Origin of the sequence: Methylobacterium brachiatum (assembly GCF_900113845.1) — a bacterium.
Taxonomy (GTDB): domain Bacteria; phylum Pseudomonadota; class Alphaproteobacteria; order Rhizobiales; family Beijerinckiaceae; genus Methylobacterium; species Methylobacterium brachiatum.
This window is the reverse complement of record NZ_FOQW01000005.1, coordinates 152,662-169,161: the sequence shown is the minus strand read 5'-3', so window position 1 is coordinate 169,161 and position 16,500 is coordinate 152,662. Positions and strand designations below refer to the sequence as shown.

The window sequence follows — 16,500 nt, the reverse complement described above, 5'->3', positions numbered from 1 at the left end:
TGCCGGGAGGCGTCGCGTGAGCGCGGCCGAAGTCTGGATCGTCGATCTCGCGCTCTCGGCCGCGCAGCTCGTACTCTGCGGCACGGTTCTCGACGCGAAGGAGCGCGACCGTGCCGGCCGATTCCTCCGTCCGGCCGATCGCGCTCGCTACCAGGCGAGCCATGCAGCGCTTCGGCTGATCCTCGGCGACGCGCTCGGCCTCCCGCCGGGCGACATCCGCCTGAAAACCGGCGCTGCCGGCAAGCCCGAGCTCGTCGACGGCTCCGTGGGCTTCAACCTGTCGCATTCCGGGGGCCGCGCCCTCGTCGGACTCACGCGGACTGCAGCCATCGGTGTCGATGTCGAGGAGATTAGGCCCATCCCGGACGTCCTGCGCATCGCACGCGGGCACTTCGCGTCCGACGAGGCCGCAGCCCTAGCGGCACAGCCCCTGCCGGCGATCAACGCGGCCTTCTTCGGCCTATGGACCCGGAAGGAGGCGGTGGTGAAAGCCTTGGGCACCGGCCTGTCACTGCCCCTCGACCGCTTCAGCGTCAGCGTGCCGCCCGCGCCCGCGCGCCTTCTTCGTATGACCAACGGCGGCGCAATGACCCTTGCCGACATCGATGCCGGACCGGATTACGCAGCCACGGCGGCGGTGCAATCCGGCGCGGCTACCGTCGCGGTCCGGCATCTGGCCCAGGACTGGCCGAGCCGTCTGCGCAGATAGCCCAACACCGGCCTTGCGGTCCGGGAAAGGCGCGGCTATAAGCCCGCTGCCGGCAGTTGCGGACACGCAATTCGGCCTTCGGAGTGTAGCGCAGTCTGGTAGCGCACCACGTTCGGGACGTGGGGGTCGCAGGTTCAAATCCTGCCACTCCGACCAAGCTCCTTCAGGGAGCGGAGGTCTTCCCGCCTTATCGCATTGTTGGTTCGATCGCGTTCCCTGGAACGTGCTCGCCGGCGCTTGGCGATCCTTTCGGACAAATCTGTCGACCTCACGGTCTTGAGCGGACCGGTGCAGCCTGCTCGGCGGGAGCGGTTCGACCGAGGGCGACGGCCTCCGTCGAACCTTGTATGCGGCCTGCCTATGGCCTCTGAAACACAAGCCGGTCTCCGCCACGTCGAGACGTCGCCTGCTATCTGGGCCGGCTTTGCACGGCTGTTTCTGATCGGCGCGGCTGTCGTGGGGGTCGCCGCATTGCTCGGCATCGCGCTCCTCGACCCCTACGGCTTGCGTGCGGCCCCCGGCCATCCGCCGGGCCCGATCATGGATACGAACCAGCGCCTCTCCTACCCGCAGATCGCCCGGGGCGGTGCGTTCGACGCCGCCGTGTTCGGGACCTCGACGGCGCGGCTGCTCGACCCGGCCGCCCTCGATGCCGCCTTCGACGCGCGCTTCGCCAATCTGGCCATGAACGCCGCGACCCCGGACGAGCAGATCCGCCTGGCTGAACTCTTCCTCGCGCACCGGCCGGTGAAGGCGGTCCTGTTCGGCCTCGACTCGACCTGGTGCGCCGCCGATCCGCCGGCCCGCACCGCCAACGCCTTTCCGGACTGGATCTACGAGACCGGCACACCCTGGGGCGTCCTGCACCAGTTCAGCCTGCGCGCGCTCACGACCGCGACGCAGGCGGGGCTCGCGCGCCTCGGCCTGACCCGCCCGCGAATCCGCCCCGACGGCTACGCCGTCTTCACGCCGCCCGAGGCTCTGTACGATGCCGCGCGTGCCCGCGCGCATATCCGGGCCGGCGCCCTCGATTCGGCGGCATCCTCCGAGCGGCCGGATGCCCCGATGCCGGCGCTCGCGCGGCTCGATGCGCTCCTCGGACGCGTCCCGCAGAACGCCTTGAAGCTCCTCGCCTTCATGCCGGTCCACGCGGCCGCGCAGGGCGCGCCCGACACCCCGGCGGGCCGGCGGGAGCAGGCCTGCAAGGCCCGTGTCGTGGCGATCGGTGCCGGACACGGAGCCGTCGTGGTCGATTTCCGCTTCGCCTCGCCCGTGACCACGCAGGACGCGAATTACTGGGACGCGCTGCATTACCGCCTGCCGGTGGCGGCGCGGATCGTGGCGGGCCTGAGAGAGGCCGTCAGCGCAGGCGCCGGCGACCCGGCCGGGTTCTACCGGGTCCTGGCCCACCCGTAACGCGCCTATCCGGCGGCGGCGCGCTCGGCCCGCACCCAGCCCTCCCGGGTGCTGGCGCAGTAATCCGCGAAACGCCCCTCGCGGATCGCCGCCCGGGCGCCCGCCATCAGGTCCTGGTAGTAGGCGAGGTTGTTCCAGGTCAGCAGCATCATGCCCAGGATCTCGTTCGACCGGACGAGATGGTGCAGATAGGCCCGGGAATAGTCCCGCGCGGCCGGGCAGGACGAGGTCTCATCCAGCGGCGCCGTATCCTCGGCATGGCGGGCATTGCGCAGGTTGACCCGGCCGTTCCGCGTATAGGCGAGGCCGTGGCGGCCGGCCCGGGTCGGCATCACGCAGTCGAACATGTCGATGCCGCGGGCGACCGCCCCCAGGATGTCGTCGGGCGTGCCCACGCCCATCAGGTAACGCGGCTTGGCCTGCGGCAGGTGCGGCTCCACGGTCTCGATCATGGCGAACATCACCGCCTGCGGCTCCCCGACCGCGAGGCCGCCGACCGCGTAGCCCTTCAGGTCGAGGTCGGTCAGGGCGCGGGCGCTCTCGATGCGGAGCGCCGGGACGTCGCCGCCCTGGACGATGCCGAACATGGCCTTGCCCGGCTGCTCGCCGAACGCCACGCGGCAGCGCTCCGCCCAGCGCAGGGACAGGTGCATGGCCTTCTCGATCGCCTTGTGCTCGGCCGGCAGGCGCACGCACTCGTCGAGCTGCATCTGGATGTCGGAGCCGAGCAGGCCCTGGATCTCGATGGAGCGCTCCGGGCTCATGTGATGGGCCGTGCCGTCGATATGCGAGCGGAAGGTCACCCCCTGCTCGTCGATCTTCCGCAGGGCCGAGAGCGACATCACCTGGAAGCCGCCGGAATCGGTCAGGATCGGCCGGTCCCAGTTCATGAAGGTGTGCAGGCCGCCGAGCCGCGCCATCCGCTCGGGGCCGGGGCGCAGCATCAGGTGGTAGGTGTTGCCCAGCACGACGTCGGCGCCGAGCTCCCGGACCTGACCGGGATACATCGCCTTGACGGTCGCGGCGGTGCCCACGGGCATGAAGGCCGGCGTGCGGATGTTCCCGCGCGGCGTCGCGATCTCGCCGGTCCGGGCGGTGCCGTCCTGCCCGTGCAGGGTGAAGCCGAAGGGCACGGTTTCGGTCATGGCATGTCCGCGCGCGGGCCCGGAAACAGCAGGCTGGCGTCGCCGTAGGAGTAGAAGCGGTAGCCGCTCCGGATCGCGTGCGCGTAGGCCGCCCGCATCGTGTCGAGGCCCGAGAAGGCCGAGACCAGCATGAACAGCGTCGAGCGCGGCAGGTGGAAATTGGTCACGAGCGCATCGACCGCGCGGAACCGGTAGCCGGGCGTGATGAAGATGTCGGTCGGCCCCGAGAACGCCGAGAGCGTGCCCGCGGGGCTCGCGGCGCTCTCCAGCAGGCGCAGGGCCGTCGTGCCCACCGCGACGATCCGGCCGCCGGCGGCCCGGACCGCGTTGAGGGCGGCGGCGGTCTCGGCATCGAGGATGCCGATCTCCGCATGCATCCGGTGGCCCTCGGTATCGTCCGCCTTGACCGGCAGGAACGTCCCGGCGCCGACATGCAGGGTGACGTGGTGGCGCTGCAGGCCGGCCGCGTCGATCGCCGCCAGCAGGTCATCAGAGAAGTGCAGCCCCGCGGTCGGCGCGGCGACGGCACCGGGATGGCGGGCATAGACGGTCTGATAGTCGGTCGTGTCGCGGGCGTCGGTGGGGCGCTTGCCGGCGATATAGGGGGGCAGGGGCAGGGCGCCTTCCAGCGCGATCTGAGCGTCGAGCGCTGCGCCGGCGCGGTCGAAATCGAGGACGATCTCGCCGGCCTCGCCCTTCTCGAAGACGGTGGCGCGGAGGTCCCCGAACTGAAGCGCGTCGCCGGCCGTCAGGCGCTTGGCCGGCCGGGCGAAGGCGCGCCAGCGCGCCGGCGCTTCGCGCAGGTGCAGCATCACCTCGGTGCGCTGCCCCGGAGCGCCGGGGCGGGTGCGCACGCCGATGAGGCGCGCCGGGATCACCCGCGTATCGTTGAAGACCAAGGCGTCGCCGGCCCGGAGCGCACCGGGCAGGTCGCGCACGCTGCAATCCGCCAGCGCATCGCCCGGACGCACGACGAGGAGCCGCCCGGCATCCCGCGGCTCGGCCGGGCGCAGGGCGATGCAGCTCTCCGGCAGATCGAAATCGAACAGGTCCACGCGCATCGCCGGGTGCCTGCACCGAACCGGACGCGGTTTCAACCTCGGAACCGGTTCGCACCCCTGCCGGTTCTCGCCTCACCGAAGCGGGAGAGGCCCGACATATGCCCTGGTACGCCGTGCGACCCCGCGATGCCGCCGATCCCCGCTGGCCGTTGCCCGGCACCGAGCAGATCATCCTCAAAGCCGAGGATCCGGACAACGCCCGCGCCAAATTCGAGGAAGCCTATCCGAGCGAGCCCTTCGGCAGCCCGGCCGTGCCGGTGCCGAATACCGGGGCGGGAAGCTTCCGCGGCGACGCGGAAGCGCTGATCGTCTCGGAGACCGCCGAGCCGGCTTCACCGCGGGACTGAGCACGATGCTGAAGACGAGCCGAATCGGTCGCGTGACCCTGGATGGCCAGCTCGTCGGCTATTGGGACCGCGAAGCGGCACGCCTGGAGGCGATCGCGGCGTCGGCGCGCTTCGGCTGGCAGCGGCGCCGGATTCTGCGGAAGGCGGCGGATGCGCGGGCCAAGGCCGAACGCAGCCGCCAGCGCGAGGCCGCCCGGAGCCCGGCCGCACAGCCGACCGAGGCATAGCCGAAGCTAAGACTCTTTCGCCAGCGTCGAAGCTTTGCCGTGGCCTGAGGCAAGCTGCATCCCGTATGGGCACGTCGACCCGTGATCGGCGCATCCCATGGACCGGACCCAGAAAGCAGCCCTCCTCAGCGCCGGTATCGGCCTCATCGTGACCGTGCTGAAGTTCTACGCGGCTTGGCTCACCAGCAGCCTGGCGCTCTACTCGGACGCGCTCGAGAGCATCATCAACGTGGTCGCGGCGGTCGGCGCCTTCGTGGCCCTGCGGGTGGCCGCGCGCCCGGCCGACGCCGAGCATCCCTACGGGCACCACAAGGCGGAATTCTTCTCCGCGGTGATCGAAGGCGCGCTCATCATCGTGGCCGCGATCCTGATCCTGCGGGAGGCCTATTTCGGCCTGCTGGCGCCGAAGCCCCTCGACGCGCCGGCCCTGGGCCTCGCCATCAATCTCGGGGCCGGCGGGATCAACGCCGCCTGGGCTTGGGCGCTGATGCGCTGGGGCCGGGCCTGGCGCTCACCGGCGCTGATCGCGGATGCGCGCCACATCGTGGCCGATGTCGTGACCTCGTGCGGCGTCCTCGTCGGCGTCGCCGCGGTGTGGCTGACCGGCTATCCGATCCTCGACCCTGCGGTGGCCGGTCTGGTGGCACTCAACATCCTCTGGTCCGGCTTCCGCATGGTCCGCGAATCGGTCGACGGGCTGATGGATCGGGCGGCGCCGGCCGACATGGTCTGCGAGATCCGCTCGCTGATCTCCCGCCACGGGGAGGGCGCCCTGGAAGCCCACGATGTCCGGACTCGCTCCGCCGGGCAGGCGACCTTCATCGATTTCCATCTCGTGGTCCCCGGGACCATGACCGTCGAGGCTTCGCACGCCATCTGCGACCGGCTGGAGAATGCGCTGGAAACCACGATTCCCGGGGCGGTCGTCACCATCCATGTCGAGCCCGGCGAGGAGGCCAAGGCCCGGGGCCTGCCGGTCCTCTGACTCGCACGGGTTCCGTATCCGGTACATCAAGCGTGTCGGCGTCCCGGAGCCTGCCGCCGGGACGCCGACACGGGTTTTCAGTTCACGGCTCAGCTCCAGGCGTGGAACGGCGGCGCGACGCCGTTCAGCGCGTGGTTGCCGACGATGGCGACCTTCCAGCGGACCGGATCGTGCAGGGTATGGGTCCGGGCGTTGCGCCAGTGCCGGTCGAGATTCTCGGCGGCCAGCGTCGAGCGGGTGCCGGAGAGTTCGAACAGCTTGTTGGAGGCGGCCAGGGCGATATCCGTGGTCAGCACCTTCGCCTCTGCGACCGCGAGCTGCGCGGCGGCGACGCTCTCCGCATCCGGCCGGGCCACCGCCGCGTCGAGGGCGAGCCCGGCCTTGTCGAGCAGGGCTTCGGCCGCATGCTGGCGGATGGTGAGGTCGCCCACCGCCTGGATCGTATAGGGGTCGTCAGAGGCGCGTTCCTGCCCGCTGTCGATCCAGGGCCGCGCCTTCTCGCGCACGAAGCGGATCGTGTCGTTCAGGGCCTCGCGGCCGATGCCGGCATCCACCGCGGCCTGGATGATCTGGAAGATCGCCCCGTCCGCGCTCGGCGCCTCGTAGCCCCTCCAGGCCGGGACCAGGTGAGTCTTCTCCACCCGGACATCCTCGATCAGCACAGTACCGCTTGCCGTGCCGCGCTGGCCGAAGCTCGACCAATCGTCGATCACGCTGAGCCCGGGCGCGTCCCGCTCGGCGATGGCGTACCAGGCCCGCCCCTCGGCATCGAGGGCGACGATCGGCACGAGATGGGCCAGCAGCGCCCCGGTGGCGTAGAATTTCTGGCCGCGCACGATCACGTGGTCGCCGTGATCGGTGAACCGGGTCTCGAAATCGGCCGCCCGCTTGGTCCCGCGCTCGGAGAAGGCGTTGCCGAACCGGGTGCCGCGCAGGACCTCCCCGAACAGCAGCTGCTTCTGCGGCTCGTCCGAGACCGTACGGATCGCCGCCACGATTCCCAGATGGTTCTGCGCGATCTGCCCGATGGCCGGATCGGCCGCCGAGATGATCGCGATGACCTGCGCCAGCGTCTTGTAGGAGACCTCCGGGCCGCCATAGGCCCTGGGCACGTTGATCGACCACAGGCCGCTCTGTGAGAAGGCGTCGAGTTCTGCCAGCGGCCGCGCGTGGTTCCGGTCGCGTTCGGACGCGCCGAGGCGGAACTCGGCGGCCAAGCCGTGGGCCACCGCCAGGGCCTCGGCATCGTCACGGATCACGTGGGCGGGGGAGGGCGGGCGCGCCGGGCCTGGGACGCCCTGGCGTGTCCGGGTTTCGAGCGTGCGCGCATCGACCGCGATGTTCATGGCTCACTCCGAATGGGACGGTTTCGTCTGATGAGATCAGGCGCGGCGATCAGGCCGCCTCGGCGCGGCTCTCGCGCGCGGCCTCGAGCGCTCGGACCCGCGGGATCACATGGGTGCCGAAATACGCGACCTCCTCCTGAAAATGCAGGAAGGCCAGCAGGGCGAGGTCGGCCCCGGCATCCTTGAGCGCCAGAATCCGCTCGGCGATCTGGTCCGGCGTGCCGATCAGGTTGGTCTTGAAGCCGTCGTTGTACTGGACGAGGTCGTTGAAGCTCGATTTCGCCCAATTGCCCTCGCCCTCGGGGGAGGCCTTGCCGGCGTTCTTCACCTCGTGGCCGAACGCCTTCACGGCATCCGGGTCGGCGTTCTCGATGATCTCCTGGAGAACGGCCTGCGCCTCCTCCTCGGTGTCGCGGGCGATCACGAAGGCGTTCACGCCGATGCGCGGGCGGTTGCCGGTTTCGGCGGCCTTGGCGCGGATGTCGTCGACCTGGGCGCGGATATTCTCCGGCGTGTTGCCGTTGGTGAAATACCAGTCGGAGACGCGGGCCGCCATGTCGCGCGCCGCCCGGGACGAGCCGCCCTGGAAGATCTCCGGCAGCGGATCGGCCGGCTTCGGCTTCAGGGTATAGTCCGTGTAGCGGTAGAAATCGCCGCGGAAGGTGAAGTTGTCCTGCGTCCAGATCCCCCGCAGGCTGCGGATGAATTCCTCGGAGCGGCGGTAGCGCTCGTCGTGATCGAGCCAGGGCTCGCCGATCGCCCGGAACTCGCCCGAGAACCAGCCCGACACGATGTTGACCGCGATCCGGCCGTTGGTGAGCTGGGAGATCGTGGCGATCTGCTTGGCCGCCAGCGTCGGGTGCCAGGGGCCGGGCAGGAGCGCCGCGATCACCTTGAGCCGGGACGTCGCGGCCAGCAGCGCGTGGCTGAACGCCACCGATTCGTGCTGGTACTCGGCCCCGTAGCCCGCGGTGAAGCGGATCTGGGTCAGGGCGTAGTCGAAGCCCGATTCCTCGGCGATCTGCGCCAGGCGACGGTTGTAGTCGGCGTCCCAGCTCGTGCGTTGCGGGATCTTGCTGATCACCAACCCCCCGGAGACGTTGGGCACCCAATAGGCGAAGCGGATCGGATCAGGCGGCGTGTCTTGGACGAAACCGACGGTCATGGCGCGCTACCTCGTTCGCGCGGAGGCGTTGCTCCGCAGCGTCTGCGATGGGTCGCGGCAAACTGAATACAGGATGCAGATTGCGCGACCGCTCAGGAACACGCAAAGTATTCTGGCTTAGAGGCCACAGGTCAAAGGAAGGCGATGCCGTTTTCGTGGCGATCCGGATGGCATTCTTCTGCCAGAGCCTGCGCCCGATGCGCCTTTATTCTTTGACTGTGCCGGAAGCGTCCGAATCGTGCAGGCGGCGGTAGGCGAACACCCCGAAGACGCCGATCAGGCAGGCGGCCAGCGCGAACCACGTGAACGCGTATTGCAGGTGGTTGTTGGGCAGATCGACCTTCAGCTGGCCGCCGCGGGGCCACGTCGTCTGGCCCGGCACCGCGTCCGCCTCGATGAGGTAAGGCGCCGCGTCCGTGATGCCGCGCGCGGCGGCGATGCCGGCGACGTCGCGGTTGAACCACTCGCCCCGGGCGGGATCCGCCTCCGGCACGAACATCGCCCGCGGTTCGCTGGCCCGGAGGATCCCGGTCACGGTGGTCGGGCCCTCGATCAGGCCGTCCCTGCGATCGGCCTGGGCCTTCAGCTCGGTCGGGACGAAGCCGCGGTTGATCAGGACCGTGCCGCCGTCCGCCCGCAGGAGCGGCGTGATCACGTAGTAGCCTTGCAGCGCCCGGCCTGGCGTCTCGCCGGCCGCCAGACCGTGGACCAGGGCCTCGCGATCGTTGGCGAAGCGGCCGGACACGCGCACGTGGCGGAACTCGTCCCGCGCCGGATCCCAGGCGTCGGGCGCCGGCGGCGCCACTGGCTCGGCCCTGATCTGGCGGACGATCCGCGCGATCAGCTCCTCCTTCCAGGTCTTCCGCTCGATCTGCCAGATCCCGAGGCCGAGCAGGATCGCCAGGGCGATCAGGGAGGCGATGCCGGGCGCGACGAGATCGCGCCAGGCGGCTGCGCGCGGCATAGCTCGGCTCACTGCTCGAAGCGCCCCTGCTCGGCCTTGTTGCTGTATTGGAGCGCGATCAGCATGCCCTTGAGCGGACGGACCAGGATCAGGCTCAGGCCGATCGACAGGGTGCCGGCGACCAGCGCGTGGACCCAGATCGGCGGCTCGTAAGTGATCTCCATCCAGAGGGCCAGGCCGACCACGAGGAGGCCGACGATGGACATGACGAAGAAGGCCGGTCCGTCGGCCGAATCGAAGCCGGCATAGTCGAGGCCGCAGGCCTCGCAGGACGGGCGCAGGGTCAGGTAACCCTGGAACAGATGGCCCTCGCCGCAGCGCGGACACCGACCGCGCAGACCCGTGGGGACGGGCGGCGGCTGCGGGTAGGTTCTTTGGTCCACGTCAACACTCCAGACCGGCCCGGGAAGCCGCGTTCGCGCCGCCGCCCGGCCGTCCCCACCGATATGGGGATCGCGCTGCGTTGAACACGAAAAAGGGCGGCCTGAGCCGCCCTTTCACAGGCCCGCCATGCGGCGGCGGGATGGATGCTTCAGTGCGCGGCGCCGTGGAAGACGCCCGAGCCCCAGACGTAGATCGCGGCGAACAGGAACAGCCACACCACATCGACGAAGTGCCAGTACCAGGCCGCGAATTCGAAGCCGAGGTGCTGGCGCGGCGTGAACTGGCCTGCATAGGCGCGGAACAGGCAGACGGCCAGGAAGATCGTGCCGATGATGACGTGGGCGCCGTGAAAGCCCGTCGCCATGAAGAAGGTCGACGAGTAGATGCTGCCGGAGAAGCCGAACTCCGCGTGGCTGTACTCGTAGGCCTGGCAGGCGGTGAACAGCACGCCGAGGATGATCGTCAGCCAGAGGCCGTATTTCAGGCCCTTGCGGTCGCCGTGCAGCAGGGCGTGGTGCGCCCAGGTGACGGTGGTGCCGGAGGTCAGCAGGATCAGCGTGTTGAGCAGCGGCAGGTGCCAGGGATCGAACGCCTCGATGCCCTTCGGCGGCCAGACGCCGCCGGTGAACTCGACCCGGGAGACCTGGATCGGGTCGGCGGTGTAGAGGGCCGCCTCGAAGTAAGCCCAGAACCACGCGACGAAGAACATCACCTCGGAGGCGATGAACATCATCATGCCGTAGCGGTGATGGAGCTGGACGACGCGCGTGTGATCGCCGGAATTGGCCTCGTGCGCCACGTCCTTCCACCACGCGAACATGGTGTAGAGCACGCCGATCGTGCCGAGGCCGAAAATGTAGGGGCCCGGGGTCAGCGTGCCGATCTGGAGGCTCTTCATCCAGAACACGGCGCCGAACGCCATCAGGAAGCCCGAGAAGGCGCCCATCAACGGCCACGGACTCGGGTTCAGAATATGGAAATCGTGATTCTTGGCGTGCGCCTCGGCCATCGTCCCGTCGCTCCTCACCCTGACGCCCCGCGCCGTTCCCGGCATCCGGCCTATCGCTCTTGGCCGGGCGCCGCATACAGGACGCCCAAGCTTGTCCGCACACTTAGTCGGTGCCGACCTCTGTTGTCACGCATGCGCGATCAGAAATCGCGCTTCGTGCCCGAAGCCCCTGTGGTCGCGACCGCCGCCGTCACCGGCTGGCCGTTCTTCGAGGCGAAATAGGTATAGGACAGCGTCATCTCGGAGAGATGCGCGGTGTTCGAGTCCTCCCGGACGGCCGGATCGACGTAGAACACCACCGGCACGTCCAACGTCTCGCCCGGCTGGAGGGTCTGCTCGTTGAAGCAGAAGCAGGCGATCTTGACGAAATAGCTGCCCATCAGGCCGGGCTGGACGTTGAAGGTCGCCACGCCGGTCGAGGGCTTGCTGCTGGTGTTCTGGACCCGGAAGAAGACCGTCTTAGTCTCTCCCAGCTTCGCCTCGACGTTGTTCGCCTCGGGAATGAACTTCCAGGGCAGGCCGGGGGCGACGTTGGTGTCGAAATGGACGACCATGCTGTCGTCCGCGCGGGCCGCGGAACTCGCCAGGGCCGGACCCTGGCGCGGCGTGCCGTCATAGCCGGTCGCCTTGCAGAACGCGTCGTAGAGCGGCACCGACGCGAAGGCGAGACCGATCATGCCGAGGGCCAGGCCGGCGCAGGCGATCGCCGTGCGTCGGGCACCGCGGCTGGATGTGGGGCGGGATGCGGTCATCGTGCGCCTCAGAGCGGTCGGCTGAGGATCTGCGGGCCGAGCTTGACGATCGTCAGCACGAAGAACAGCAGGACCCAGGCGCCCAGCGCCAGAGCGATCGCCACCGAACGCTTGCGGCGCCGCGCCTCTTCCGCGGGGGTGAGCTGACGCTGCGGGACCTCGGGATCCGGCATCGCGGTCAGACCAGCGGCCGGAACAGGCCGAAGCTCTGCTCGGCCAGCAGCGCCGAGAACAGCGCGAACAGGTAGAGGATCGAGAAGCCGAACATGCCCATGGCGGCCCGCTTCTCGGCCTCGCCTTCGCGGTTCTTCAGGACGCGGATGCTGAAGGCGAGCATGCCGAGGCCGCCGAGGACGCCGATCACCGCGTAGAGCAGGCCGCCGAAGCCCAGGGCCACCGGCACGAGGCCGAGCGGGGCGAGGAACACGGTGTACCAGACGATCTGACGGCGGGTGGAGGCCGGGCCGGCGACGTTGGGCATCATCGGGATGCCGGCGCGGGCATATTCCTCGGCCTTGATCAGCGCGAGCGCCCAGAAGTGGGGCGGCGTCCAGATGAAGATGATCGCGAACAGGACCAGGGATTCGATCCCGACCGAGCCCGAGACCACGGCCTGACCGATCACCGGCGGGAGCGCGCCGGCGGCACCGCCGATCACGATGTTCTGCGCGGTCGCCCGCTTCAGCCACATCGAGTAGATCACGGCATAGAAGACGATCGTGAAAGCGAGCAGCCCAGCCGCCAGCCAGTTCGCGGCCAGGCCCAGCACGAGCACGGACGCCACCGACAGGAACAAGCCGAAGCCGAGTGCCTCCTCGGAGGAGATCCGGCCGGCCGGGATCGGGCGCTGCGCCGTCCGGGTCATTACGGCGTCGATATCGGCGTCCCACCACATGTTGAGGCAGCCGGAGGCCCCGGCGCCGACCGCGATGGCCAGCAGCGAGATCACGCCGATCGCCGGCTGCACATGGCCTTGCGAGACGACCATGCCGACCAGGGCGGTGAAGATGACGAGGACCATCACCCGCGGCTTGAGCAGGGCGAAATAGTCCGGCACGTCGCCGCCGACGGCCGTGAAGGCCGGGGCCGGTGCGTCCGGTCCGATCGTGTTGGTCAGGCTCGTCATCGCGTCTGCCGCTGCTGTATCGGCGCCCGGCCACGCGCGTCACGGCCGGGTCGCGTTTCGAAATCGACTAGTTCCAAGGGTCGGCGCGCGTGGAACACGCGGCCCGTGCGGATCGCCCGTCTCGGTCGCCCTTGCCGGGAGGTCGCCGTCGCGGCCTCCGGGGAAGGGCGAGGGCCGCGGATGCGGCCCTCGCGAGGATGGATCAGTGCGCGCCCGGCTCGTCGACGATGCGCGGCAGGGTCTCGAACTGGTGGAAGGGCGGCGGGGAGGGGAGCGTCCACTCGAGGGTGGTCGCGCCTTCGCCCCACGGATTGTCCGCAGCCCGCTCCTTCGACCGGAAGGCCAGCACGACGCCGATGATGAAGACGAACATGCTGAGGCCGAAGATATGGCCGCCGTAGGTGGAGACCTTGTGCCAGGCCGCGAAGGCATCCGGATAGTCGGCGTAGCGACGCGGCATACCGGCCAGCCCGAGGAAGTGCATCGGGAAGAACAGGACGTTCGCGCCGATGAAGGCCAGCCAGAAGTGCAGCTTGCCGGCCCATTCCGGGATGATGTGGCCGGTCATCTTCGGGAACCAGTAGTAGACGCCGGCGAAGATGATGAACACCGCGCCGAGCGACAGCACGTAGTGGAAGTGCGCCACGACGTAGTAGGTGTCGTGCAGGTACTTATCCACCGCCGAGTTGGCGAGCACGACGCCGGTCACGCCGCCGACGGTGAACAGGAAGATGAAGCCCACCGCCCAGTGCATCGCCGCGGTGAAGCGGATCGAGCCGCCCCACATCGTGGCGATCCACGAGAAGATCTTCACGCCCGTGGGCACCGCGATCACCATGGTGGCGAACACGAAGTAGGACTGCGTCTGCAGCGACAGGCCGACCGTGTACATGTGGTGGGCCCAGACCACGAAGCCGACGACGCCGATCGCGACCATCGCGTAGGCCATCGCGAGGTAGCCGAAGACCGGCTTGCGCGAGAACGTGGCGATGATGTGCGAGACGATGCCGAAGGCCGGCAGGATCATGATGTAGACTTCGGGGTGGCCGAAGAACCAGAACAGGTGCTGGTACAGGATCGGGTCACCGCCGCCGGCCGGGTCGAAGAAGGTCGTACCGAAGTTGCGGTCGGTGAGCAGCATCGTGATGGCGCCCGCGAGCACCGGCAGCGACAGCAGCAGCAGGAAGGCGGTGACCAGCTCGGCCCAGGCGAAGAGCGGCATCTTGTGCAGCGTCATGCCCGGGGCGCGCATGTTCAGGATCGTGGTGATGAAGTTGATCGCCCCGAGGATCGAGCCCGCGCCGGACAGGTGCAGGGCGAAGATCGCGAAATCGACGGCCGGGCCGGGATGGCCGGCGGTGGAGAGGGGCGGATAGACCGTCCAGCCGGTGCCGGCGCCGGATGCGCCCGGGGCGCCCTCGACGAACAGCGAGCACAGCAGGGAGCAGAAGCCCGCCACCGTGAGCCAGAACGAGATGTTGTTCATGCGCGGGAACGCCATGTCCGGCGCGCCGATCATGAGGGGCACGAACCAGTTGCCGAAGCCACCGATCAGTGCCGGCATCACCATGAAGAACACCATGATGAGGCCGTGGCCCGTGACGAACACGTTGTAGGTCGCGGGATTCGAGAAGTACTGCAGCCCCGGCTCCTCCATCTCCATCCGGATACCGAAGGAGAGGAACGCGCCGATCATGCCGGCGCAGAAGGCGAAGAGCAGATAGAGGGTGCCGATGTCCTTGTGGTTCGTCGACAGGAACCAGCGGGCGAAGAACGACGGCTTATGGTCGTGGACCTCGTGGGCCTCGGCATGGGCTGCGGCTGTAGCCATGGATTCGGGTGCCTTGTGGATCTGACGGGTTCTGTTCGGTCAACCGGAGCTTAGCGAGCCTCGGCGAAGCTCGTGCCGTTGTCGATGCGGGCGTACTTGGTCTTCGCCTCCTTCAGCCAGTCGGCATAGGCCTGCTCGCTGACCACACGCACGACGATCGGCATGTAGGCATGACGCTGGCCGCAGAGCTCGGAGCACTGCCCGTGGAACGTGCCTTCCTTGTCGGCCCGGAACCACATCTGGTTCAGGCGGCCCGGCACGGCGTCGATCTTGAAGCCGAAGGCCGGCATCGCCCAGGAATGCAGCACGTCCGCGGCGGTGACCTGGATCTTCACGATCTTGCCCAGCGGCACGACCATCTCGTTGTCGGTCTGGAGCAGGCGGGGCTGCTTGTCCTCGTCGATGTTGGCATCGAACGTGAAGCCGCCGCCGGCCTCGGTCTGCGGGTACTCGTAGGACCAGTACCAGGCGTGACCGATGACCTTCACGATCATGTCGGCCTTCGGATCGGCCAGCTGCGTGCGCAGCAGCCGGAAGGACGGGATCGCCACAGCGACCAGGATCAGCACCGGCACGATCGTCCAGGCGATCTCGATCGCGGTGTTGTGGGTGGTGCGCGACGGGGTCGGGTTGGTCTTCTCGTTGAAGCGGAAGACGCACCACAGGATCAGGGCCAGCACGAAGACCGAGATGGCCAGCGAGAGCCAGTGCAGGCCGATCTCGAAGCTGAGGATATCGCGCGCGTTCTCGGTGACCGGGATCTGCCGGCTCATCTCCCACGGCACCGGCTGTCCGAAGCCGGCCGCGAGCGCACCGGATGTCGGGGTGAGCAAAGCGCCGAGGGCGGCGAGGCTCCAGGGTGATCGGGTGATCGTCCGCACCGTCCGCATCTGCCTCTCGTTGCTCCCCGTACGATTTGGTTTCCCGGCGGCCTTTCCCGTCTTGATTGAGCGCGGGATGGTGCCGACGTGACGGACTGCCGGTTGTGTTACCCGGCGTGTATCCGATCGCGGCTTCAGATCACAAGGGCGGTCGGGGTGCAACCGCACAAGCGTCGCAGCGCGCCGATTCCAGCGCTTTCCCGAGCCGCCGGAGCGATGTTGGCCGGACCTTTCGCTGCCTTCGATTCTGTTCGGACGCCTCGGAAACGCGATGTCAGCAATGCTATGGGACCGCGTCGGAGCATTGGATGTTGATGAAACCTGAGGCGCGCGCGCTGGGGCTTCCGCCTTGCACGGTCCGGGCACCGATGCAGGTCGTCGCCTACACGGCCGGTAATCCCGAGGCGGGGGTGCGGTCTTTGGCCGTCGAGGCGCCGGTCAACCTCATCTACGGCAGCGTGCCGCATGCCGTGATGATGGCGACGCCGGCCGACCTGGAAGATTTCGCCTACGGCTTCAGCCTGACGGAGGGGATCGTCGAATCCGGAGATGAGATCCGCGAAACGCGGGTCGAAGCCGCGCCGGATGGGCTGCGCCTGCATGTCGAGCTCGCCCCCGGCCGCTTGCGGGAGCATCTGGCGCGCAAACGCGCGATCAGCGGCCGGACCGGCTGCGGTGTCTGCGGGATCGAGGATCTGGCCGAGCTGCCCAGGGCCGAGATGCGGGAGGCGCCGGATGTTCGCGTCGCGCTCCCGGCAATCGCCCGGGCACTCGGGGGGCTCGATGCCGCCCAAGTCCTGGGTGCCGAGACCCGCGCGGTTCACGCCGCGGCCTGGGCCCGGCTCGACGGTACGCTGGTCGCGGTGCGGGAGGATGTCGGCCGGCACAATGCCCTGGACAAGCTGATCGGCGCGCTGATGCGGGCCGGCACCGACACCGCTGATGGCTTCCTGGTGATCACCAGCCGGTGCTCGTTCGAGATGGTCGAGAAGGCCGCGCGGCTCGGCGCCGCCGTGATCGTCGCGATCTCGGCCCCGACCTCTCTCGCCCTGGAGCGCGCGACGATGCACGGGATCACCCTCTGCGCGATCGCCCGCTCCGACACGCTGACCGTCTTCACCGGGGCCGAACGGCTGATCCCGGGCGCGTAGC

Annotated in this window: 18 protein-coding genes and 1 tRNA gene; 7 read left to right on the top strand and 12 right to left on the bottom strand. The window is 68.9% G+C overall.

What is annotated here, in order from left to right; genetic code table 11:
- The first annotated feature begins 16 nt into the window (after nt 1-16).
- From BMZ47_RS07000 to BMZ47_RS06990, 3 genes are all read left to right on the top strand, one after another.
- Nucleotides 17-709: a 4'-phosphopantetheinyl transferase family protein gene (locus BMZ47_RS07000; protein ID WP_091860066.1), complete on the top strand. Its 693-nt coding sequence runs from the start codon at nt 17-19 to the stop codon at nt 707-709.
- A 79-nt stretch (nt 710-788) separates the two neighbouring features.
- Nucleotides 789-865: transfer RNA gene (locus BMZ47_RS06995), tRNA-Pro, on the top strand.
- Nucleotides 866-1,069: 204 nt separating this feature from the next.
- Entirely contained in the window at nt 1,070-2,125 is a 1,056-nt protein-coding gene (locus tag BMZ47_RS06990; protein ID WP_208601021.1) for a hypothetical protein, read from the top strand.
- Nucleotides 2,126-2,130: 5 nt separating this feature from the next.
- Here BMZ47_RS06990 and tgt read toward each other — a convergent pair whose 3' ends face one another.
- Both tgt and queA read right to left on the bottom strand, forming a co-directional pair.
- Nucleotides 2,131-3,270 carry a tRNA guanosine(34) transglycosylase Tgt gene (gene tgt, locus BMZ47_RS06985; protein ID WP_091860064.1) on the bottom strand — a complete coding sequence of 380 codons (1,140 nt, stop codon included), beginning with the start codon at nt 3,268-3,270 and terminating at the stop codon, nt 2,131-2,133.
- Nucleotides 3,267-4,331, bottom strand: a complete 1,065-nt coding sequence (gene queA / locus BMZ47_RS06980) for a tRNA preQ1(34) S-adenosylmethionine ribosyltransferase-isomerase QueA (protein ID WP_091860062.1) — start codon at nt 4,329-4,331, stop codon at nt 3,267-3,269. The genes tgt and queA overlap by 4 nt, the downstream gene beginning before the upstream one ends.
- A gap of 98 nt (nt 4,332-4,429) precedes the next feature.
- On the opposite strand from queA, the gene BMZ47_RS06975 reads away from it, so the two are divergent.
- The 3 genes from BMZ47_RS06975 (at nt 4,430) to BMZ47_RS06965 (ending at nt 5,890) form a co-directional block, all read left to right on the top strand.
- Nucleotides 4,430-4,678 carry a hypothetical protein gene (locus BMZ47_RS06975; RefSeq protein WP_091860060.1) on the top strand — a complete coding sequence of 83 codons (249 nt, stop codon included), beginning with the start codon at nt 4,430-4,432 and terminating at the stop codon, nt 4,676-4,678.
- Nucleotides 4,679-4,683: 5 nt separating this feature from the next.
- Nucleotides 4,684-4,905, top strand: a complete 222-nt coding sequence (locus BMZ47_RS06970; RefSeq protein WP_091860058.1) for a hypothetical protein — start codon at nt 4,684-4,686, stop codon at nt 4,903-4,905.
- A gap of 97 nt (nt 4,906-5,002) precedes the next feature.
- Nucleotides 5,003-5,890 carry a cation diffusion facilitator family transporter gene (locus tag BMZ47_RS06965; RefSeq protein ID WP_091860056.1) on the top strand — a complete coding sequence of 296 codons (888 nt, stop codon included), beginning with the start codon at nt 5,003-5,005 and terminating at the stop codon, nt 5,888-5,890.
- Nucleotides 5,891-5,979: 89 nt separating this feature from the next.
- Here BMZ47_RS06965 and BMZ47_RS06960 read toward each other — a convergent pair whose 3' ends face one another.
- The 10 genes from BMZ47_RS06960 to coxB all read right to left on the bottom strand — a co-directional run bounded on the left by BMZ47_RS06960 (nt 5,980) and on the right by coxB (nt 15,357).
- Nucleotides 5,980-7,236, bottom strand: coding sequence for an SfnB family sulfur acquisition oxidoreductase (locus tag BMZ47_RS06960; RefSeq protein WP_091860054.1), 1,257 nt, complete (start codon nt 7,234-7,236; stop codon nt 5,980-5,982).
- Nucleotides 7,237-7,285: 49 nt separating this feature from the next.
- Nucleotides 7,286-8,401: a dimethylsulfone monooxygenase SfnG gene (gene sfnG, locus BMZ47_RS06955; RefSeq protein ID WP_007561724.1), complete on the bottom strand. Its 1,116-nt coding sequence runs from the start codon at nt 8,399-8,401 to the stop codon at nt 7,286-7,288.
- A gap of 205 nt (nt 8,402-8,606) precedes the next feature.
- Nucleotides 8,607-9,365, bottom strand: a complete 759-nt coding sequence (locus tag BMZ47_RS06950) for an SURF1 family protein (RefSeq protein WP_167369005.1) — start codon at nt 9,363-9,365, stop codon at nt 8,607-8,609.
- Nucleotides 9,366-9,373: 8 nt separating this feature from the next.
- Nucleotides 9,374-9,748 (bottom strand): DUF983 domain-containing protein, encoded by a 375-nt coding sequence (locus BMZ47_RS06945; protein WP_007561726.1) that lies wholly within the window; start codon nt 9,746-9,748, stop codon nt 9,374-9,376.
- A 149-nt stretch (nt 9,749-9,897) separates the two neighbouring features.
- Nucleotides 9,898-10,758: a cytochrome c oxidase subunit 3 gene (locus tag BMZ47_RS06940; RefSeq protein WP_007561728.1), complete on the bottom strand. Its 861-nt coding sequence runs from the start codon at nt 10,756-10,758 to the stop codon at nt 9,898-9,900.
- Nucleotides 10,759-10,898: 140 nt separating this feature from the next.
- On the bottom strand, nt 10,899-11,510 hold the full coding sequence (locus BMZ47_RS06935) for a cytochrome c oxidase assembly protein (RefSeq protein WP_091860050.1): 612 nt from the start codon (nt 11,508-11,510) through the stop codon (nt 10,899-10,901).
- 8 nt (nt 11,511-11,518) lie between these two features.
- Nucleotides 11,519-11,683, bottom strand: coding sequence for a cytochrome c oxidase system small membrane protein (locus BMZ47_RS28440; RefSeq protein ID WP_007561732.1), 165 nt, complete (start codon nt 11,681-11,683; stop codon nt 11,519-11,521).
- Between the two features lie 5 nt (nt 11,684-11,688).
- Nucleotides 11,689-12,636 carry a heme o synthase gene (locus tag BMZ47_RS06930; RefSeq protein WP_091860048.1) on the bottom strand — a complete coding sequence of 316 codons (948 nt, stop codon included), beginning with the start codon at nt 12,634-12,636 and terminating at the stop codon, nt 11,689-11,691.
- A gap of 202 nt (nt 12,637-12,838) precedes the next feature.
- Nucleotides 12,839-14,467, bottom strand: coding sequence for a cytochrome c oxidase subunit I (gene ctaD / locus BMZ47_RS06925; RefSeq protein WP_007561735.1), 1,629 nt, complete (start codon nt 14,465-14,467; stop codon nt 12,839-12,841).
- A gap of 50 nt (nt 14,468-14,517) precedes the next feature.
- Nucleotides 14,518-15,357: a cytochrome c oxidase subunit II gene (gene coxB / locus BMZ47_RS06920; protein ID WP_091860046.1), complete on the bottom strand. Its 840-nt coding sequence runs from the start codon at nt 15,355-15,357 to the stop codon at nt 14,518-14,520.
- 299 nt (nt 15,358-15,656) lie between these two features.
- Here coxB and fdhD point away from each other — a divergent pair, with 299 nt between their 5' ends.
- Nucleotides 15,657-16,499, top strand: coding sequence for a formate dehydrogenase accessory sulfurtransferase FdhD (gene fdhD / locus BMZ47_RS06915; protein ID WP_091860044.1), 843 nt, complete (start codon nt 15,657-15,659; stop codon nt 16,497-16,499).
- The last annotated feature ends 1 nt before the right edge of the window (nt 16,500 follow it).

What these genes read in the sequence shown, in the direction of transcription:
- queA (WP_091860062.1), bottom strand. Translation starts at nt 4,331, where the DNA reads ATGCGCGTGGACCTGTTCGATTTCGATCTGCCGGAGAGCTGCATCGCC.
- BMZ47_RS06935 (WP_091860050.1), bottom strand. Translation starts at nt 11,510, where the DNA reads ATGACCGCATCCCGCCCCACATCCAGCCGCGGTGCCCGACGCACGGCG.
- tgt (WP_091860064.1), bottom strand. Translation starts at nt 3,270, where the DNA reads ATGACCGAAACCGTGCCCTTCGGCTTCACCCTGCACGGGCAGGACGGC.
- coxB (WP_091860046.1), bottom strand. Translation starts at nt 15,357, where the DNA reads ATGCGGACGGTGCGGACGATCACCCGATCACCCTGGAGCCTCGCCGCC.
- fdhD (WP_091860044.1), top strand. Translation starts at nt 15,657, where the DNA reads ATGTTGATGAAACCTGAGGCGCGCGCGCTGGGGCTTCCGCCTTGCACG.
- BMZ47_RS06970 (WP_091860058.1), top strand. Translation starts at nt 4,684, where the DNA reads ATGCTGAAGACGAGCCGAATCGGTCGCGTGACCCTGGATGGCCAGCTC.
- BMZ47_RS06990 (WP_208601021.1), top strand. Translation starts at nt 1,070, where the DNA reads ATGGCCTCTGAAACACAAGCCGGTCTCCGCCACGTCGAGACGTCGCCT.
- BMZ47_RS06930 (WP_091860048.1), bottom strand. Translation starts at nt 12,636, where the DNA reads ATGACGAGCCTGACCAACACGATCGGACCGGACGCACCGGCCCCGGCC.
- BMZ47_RS06960 (WP_091860054.1), bottom strand. Translation starts at nt 7,236, where the DNA reads ATGAACATCGCGGTCGATGCGCGCACGCTCGAAACCCGGACACGCCAG.
- sfnG (WP_007561724.1), bottom strand. Translation starts at nt 8,401, where the DNA reads ATGACCGTCGGTTTCGTCCAAGACACGCCGCCTGATCCGATCCGCTTC.
- ctaD (WP_007561735.1), bottom strand. Translation starts at nt 14,467, where the DNA reads ATGGCTACAGCCGCAGCCCATGCCGAGGCCCACGAGGTCCACGACCAT.
- BMZ47_RS06950 (WP_167369005.1), bottom strand. Translation starts at nt 9,365, where the DNA reads ATGCCGCGCGCAGCCGCCTGGCGCGATCTCGTCGCGCCCGGCATCGCC.
- BMZ47_RS28440 (WP_007561732.1), bottom strand. Translation starts at nt 11,683, where the DNA reads ATGCCGGATCCCGAGGTCCCGCAGCGTCAGCTCACCCCCGCGGAAGAG.
- BMZ47_RS06940 (WP_007561728.1), bottom strand. Translation starts at nt 10,758, where the DNA reads ATGGCCGAGGCGCACGCCAAGAATCACGATTTCCATATTCTGAACCCG.
- BMZ47_RS06975 (WP_091860060.1), top strand. Translation starts at nt 4,430, where the DNA reads ATGCCCTGGTACGCCGTGCGACCCCGCGATGCCGCCGATCCCCGCTGG.
- BMZ47_RS06965 (WP_091860056.1), top strand. Translation starts at nt 5,003, where the DNA reads ATGGACCGGACCCAGAAAGCAGCCCTCCTCAGCGCCGGTATCGGCCTC.